Consider the following 4,979-nt stretch of genomic DNA (forward strand, 5'->3'; position numbering starts at 1 on the left):
CCTGCATGGGTGTTGGTGGAAAGTTTTTTCGGTGGGGGATGTGCTCGCGGCCTATCAGCTTGATGGTGGGGTAATGGCCTACCATGGCTTCGACGGGTAGCCGGCCTGAGAGGGTGACCGGCCACACTGGGACTGAGACACGGCCCAGACTCCTACGGGAGGCAGCAGTGGGGAATATTGGACAATGGGCGGAAGCCTGATCCAGCAACGCCGCGTGAGGGATGACGGCCTTCGGGTTGTAAACCTCTTTCAGCACAGACGAAGCGCAAGTGACGGTATGTGCAGAAGAAGCACCGGCCAACTACGTGCCAGCAGCCGCGGTAATACGTAGGGTGCGAGCGTTGTCCGGAATTATTGGGCGTAAAGGGCTCGTAGGCGGTTTGTCGCGTCGGGAGTGAAAACGCCGTGCTTAACACGGCGCTTGCTTTCGATACGGGCAGACTAGAGGTATGCAGGGGAGAACGGAATTCCTGGTGTAGCGGTGAAATGCGCAGATATCAGGAGGAACACCGGTGGCGAAGGCGGTTCTCTGGGCATTACCTGACGCTGAGGAGCGAAAGTGTGGGGAGCGAACAGGATTAGATACCCTGGTAGTCCACACCGTAAACGTTGGGCGCTAGGTGTGGGGCCTATTCCATGGGTTCCGTGCCGCAGCTAACGCATTAAGCGCCCCGCCTGGGGAGTACGGCCGCAAGGCTAAAACTCAAAGGAATTGACGGGGGCCCGCACAAGCGGCGGAGCATGCGGATTAATTCGATGCAACGCGAAGAACCTTACCTGGGTTTGACATACACCGGAAAGCCTCAGAGATGAGGCCCCTTTTGTCGGTGTACAGGTGGTGCATGGCTGTCGTCAGCTCGTGTCGTGAGATGTTGGGTTAAGTCCCGCAACGAGCGCAACCCTCGTTCTATGTTGCCAGCACGTTATGGTGGGGACTCATAGGAGACTGCCGGGGTCAACTCGGAGGAAGGTGGGGATGACGTCAAGTCATCATGCCCCTTATGTCCAGGGCTTCACGCATGCTACAATGGCCGGTACAAAGGGCTGCGATCCCGTAAGGGGGAGCGAATCCCAAAAAGCCGGTCTCAGTTCGGATTGGGGTCTGCAACTCGACCCCATGAAGTCGGAGTCGCTAGTAATCGCAGATCAGCAACGCTGCGGTGAATACGTTCCCGGGCCTTGTACACACCGCCCGTCACGTCACGAAAGTCGGCAACACCCGAAGCCGGTGGCCCAACCCTTGTGGAGGGAGCCGTCGAAGGTGGGGCTGGCGATTGGGACGAAGTCGTAACAAGGTAGCCGTACCGGAAGGTGCGGCTGGATCACCTCCTTTCTAAGGAGCACACACCCCGCACGCCAGCCGAATGTGTTGGTGGCTCTGGTGGTGTTCACTAGTGGAATCGTCGATGATGCTTGAGCCCTGTCGGGGCCGGCGCTTAGTACTACCTCCTTCCTGTCGTTCGCGGTGGGTGGGGGTGTGGAACGGGGTTGGTCGTGGTGGGGGGATGGTTGGCACACTGTTGGGTCCTGAAGCATCAGGCCGAGAAGCTCACTCTGTGGAGTGGGGTTTGTGGTGTGGTTGTTTCTGGTCCTCCCTTTGTCCTGGTGCCACCGGTTGGTGGTGTCGGGGGGTTGGTGGGGTTGTTGTTTGAGATCTGCATAGTGGACGCGAGCATTAATTAATGCTTTGTAGTGTATTTTTTGTGCGCACCCATGCGTGTTGATTGTCGTGTGTGGGTGTGTTTGTTCTTTCGTAGTAGCAGCCTGCGTGAGTGGGTGTTGTGATTTGTTTTGACGTTGTTGAGACAAGCTATGAAGGGCACATGGTGGATGCCTTGGCATCAAGAGCCGATGAAGGACGTAGGAGCCTGCGATAAGCCCTGGGGAGTTGGCAACCGAGCTGTGATCCGGGGGTGTCCGAATGGGGAAACCCAGCTGGAGTCATGTCCAGTTACCCGCATCTGAACACATAGGGTGTGTGGAGGGAACGTCGGGAAGTGAAACATCTCAGTACCGACAGGAAGAGAAAACAATAGTGATTCCGAGAGTAGTGGCGAGCGAAATCGGATGAGGCCAAACCATATTCATGTGATACCCGGCAGGGGTTGTGAGTGTGGGGTTGTGGGGTTGTTCGACACGTTCTGCCGGACGTGTGCAGAGTAAGAAACTCAGCGTCGAAGTCGAAGTCCATTGGAAAGTGGCGCCGGAGCGGGTGATAGCCCCGTAGACGTATGTGCTGGGCTCTGGAGCAGTACCCCAAGTAACACGGAACCCCTGAAATTCCGTGTGAATCTGGCGGGACCACCCGTTAAGCCTAAATACTCCTTGATGACCGATAGCGGACAAGTACCGTGAGGGAAAGGTGAAAAGTACCCCTGGCGGGGAGTGAAATAGTACCTGAAACCGTGTGCCTACAATCCGTCGGAGCCTTGACTGCCCTTGTGGCACGGGGTGACGGCGTGCCTTTTGAAGAATGAGCCTGCGAGTTTGCGGTGTGTTGCGAGGTTAACCCGTGTGGGGTAGCCGTAGCGAAAGCGAGTCCGAATAGGGCGTTTGAGTAGCACGCTCAAGACCCGAAGCGAAGTGATCTATCCATGGGCAGGTTGAAGCGTCGGTAAGACGACGTGGAGGACCGAACCCACTTAGGTTGAAAACTGAGGGGATGACCTGTGGATAGGGGTGAAAGGCCAATCAAACTTCGTGATAGCTGGTTCTCCCCGAAATGCATTTAGGTGCAGCGTTGTGTGTTTCTTGCCGGAGGTAGAGCACTGGATAGCCGATGGGCCCGACCAGGTTACTGACGTTAGCCAAACTCCGAATGCCGGTAAGTGAGAGCGCAGCAGTGAGACAGTGGGGGATAAGCTCCATTGTCGAGAGGGAAACAGCCCAGACCATCAGCTAAGGCCCCTAAGCGGTGACTAAGTGGAAAAGGATGTGGAGTCGCAGTGACAACCAGGAGGTTGGCTTGGAAGCAGCCACCCTTGAAAGAGTGCGTAATAGCTCACTGGTCAAGTGATTCCGCGCCGACAATGTAGCGGGGCTCAAGTCATCCGCCGAAGCTATGGCATTCAGCGAATACATCAGCATCGACTCGATCGGTGTTCAGTGCGCTGGATGGGTAGGGGAGCGTCGTGTGGGCAGTGAAGCGCCGGAGTGATCCAGGTGTGGAGGCCACACGAGTGAGAATGCAGGCATGAGTAGCGAATCACGGGTGAGAAACCCGTGCGCCGAATGATCAAGGGTTCCAGGGTCAAGCTAATCTGCCCTGGGTAAGTCGGGACCTAAGGCGAGGCCGACAGGCGTAGTCGATGGACAACGGGTTGATATTCCCGTACCGGCGAAGTAGCGCCCATGATGAACCTGGTGATGCTAACCATCCGAAGCTTCATTGATCGGACCCTTCGGGGCGAGACGATGTTGTGGAGCGTGGGACCCGAACTGGTAGTAGTCAAGCGATGGGGTGACGCAGGAAGGTAGCCCAGCCGTGGCGATGGTTGTCCACGGGTAAGCATGTAGGACGTGGTCCAGGTAAATCCGGGCCGCTCACTTTGATGTGGAGTCTGAGATGTGACACGGAGCCGTTAGGTGAAGTGGGTGATCCTATGCTGTCGAGAAAAACCTCTAGCGAGCTACGAGCCGCCCGTACCCCAAACCGACTCAGGTGATCAGGTAGAGAATACTAAGGCGATCGAGAGAACCATGGTTAAGGAACTCGGCAAAATGCCCCCGTAACTTCGGGAGAAGGGGGGCCGGATCCGTGAACCCACTAGCTGGGGGACGCGGTGATGGCCGCAGAGACCAGGCCCAAGCGACTGTTTACTAAAAACACAGGTCCGTGCGAAGTTGTAAGACGATGTATACGGACTGACTCCTGCCCGGTGCTGGAAGGTTAAGAGGACCTGTTAGACGCAAGTCGAAGCGGAGAATTTAAGCCCCAGTAAACGGCGGTGGTAACTATAACCATCCTAAGGTAGCGAAATTCCTTGTCGGGTAAGTTCCGACCTGCACGAATGGAGTAACGACTTGGGCGCTGTCTCAACCATGGACTCGGCGAAATTGCACTACGAGTAAAGATGCTCGTTACGCGCGGCAGGACGGAAAGACCCCGGGACCTTTACTATAGTTTGGTATTGGTGTTTGGTACTGCTTGTGTAGGATAGGTGGGAGACTGTGAAGCATGCACGCCAGTGAATGTGGAGTCATCGTTGAAATACCACTCTAGTAGTATTAGATGTCTAACCTAGGTCCGTAATCCGGATCAGGGACAGTGCCTGATGGGTAGTTTAACTGGGGCGGTTGCCTCCTAAAATGTAACGGAGGCGCTCAAAGGTTCCCTCAGCCTGGTTGGCAATCAGGTGTTGAGTGTAAGTGCACAAGGGAGCTTGACTGTGAGACAGACATGTCGAGCAGGGACGAAAGTCGGAACTAGTGATCCGGCGCCAGCAGGTGGAAGCGGCGTCGCTCAACGGATAAAAGGTACCCCGGGGATAACAGGCTGATCTTCCCCAAGAGTCCATATCGACGGGATGGTTTGGCACCTCGATGTCGGCTCGTCGCATCCTGGGGCTGGAGTAGGTCCCAAGGGTTGGGCTGTTCGCCCATTAAAGCGGCACGCGAGCTGGGTTTAGAACGTCGTGAGACAGTTCGGTCCCTATCCGCCGCGCGCGCAGGAAACTTGAGAAAGGCTGTCCCTAGTACGAGAGGACCGGGATGGACGAACCTCTGGTGTGCCAGTTGTCCCGCCAGGGGCACGGCTGGTTGGCTACGTTCGGAAGTGATAACCGCTGAATGCATCTAAGCGGGAAGCACGTTTCAAGATGAGGTTTCCCACCAGGTTAACTGGGTAAGGCCCCCCACAGACTATGGGGTTGATAGGCCGGAGGTGTACAGCAGTAATGCCTAGCCGACCGGTACTAATAGGCCGAGGGCTTGTCCCAACACCGTACAAAACCAATCACCACACGTACGAGACACAGACA

2 rRNA genes are annotated in these 4,979 nt (G+C 56.1%); both read left to right on the forward strand.

Features of this window, described 5'->3' with window-relative positions:
* Window positions 1-1,333 (forward strand): 16S ribosomal RNA (locus C7S10_RS21860); the annotation flags it as partial.
* A 470-nt stretch (window positions 1,334-1,803) separates the two neighbouring features.
* Window positions 1,804-4,937 (forward strand): 23S ribosomal RNA (locus tag C7S10_RS21865).
* Window positions 4,938-4,979 lie beyond the last annotated feature (42 nt).

Origin of the sequence: Nocardioides currus, assembly GCF_003057875.1 — a bacterium.
Lineage (GTDB): Bacteria > Actinomycetota > Actinomycetes > Propionibacteriales > Nocardioidaceae > Nocardioides > Nocardioides currus.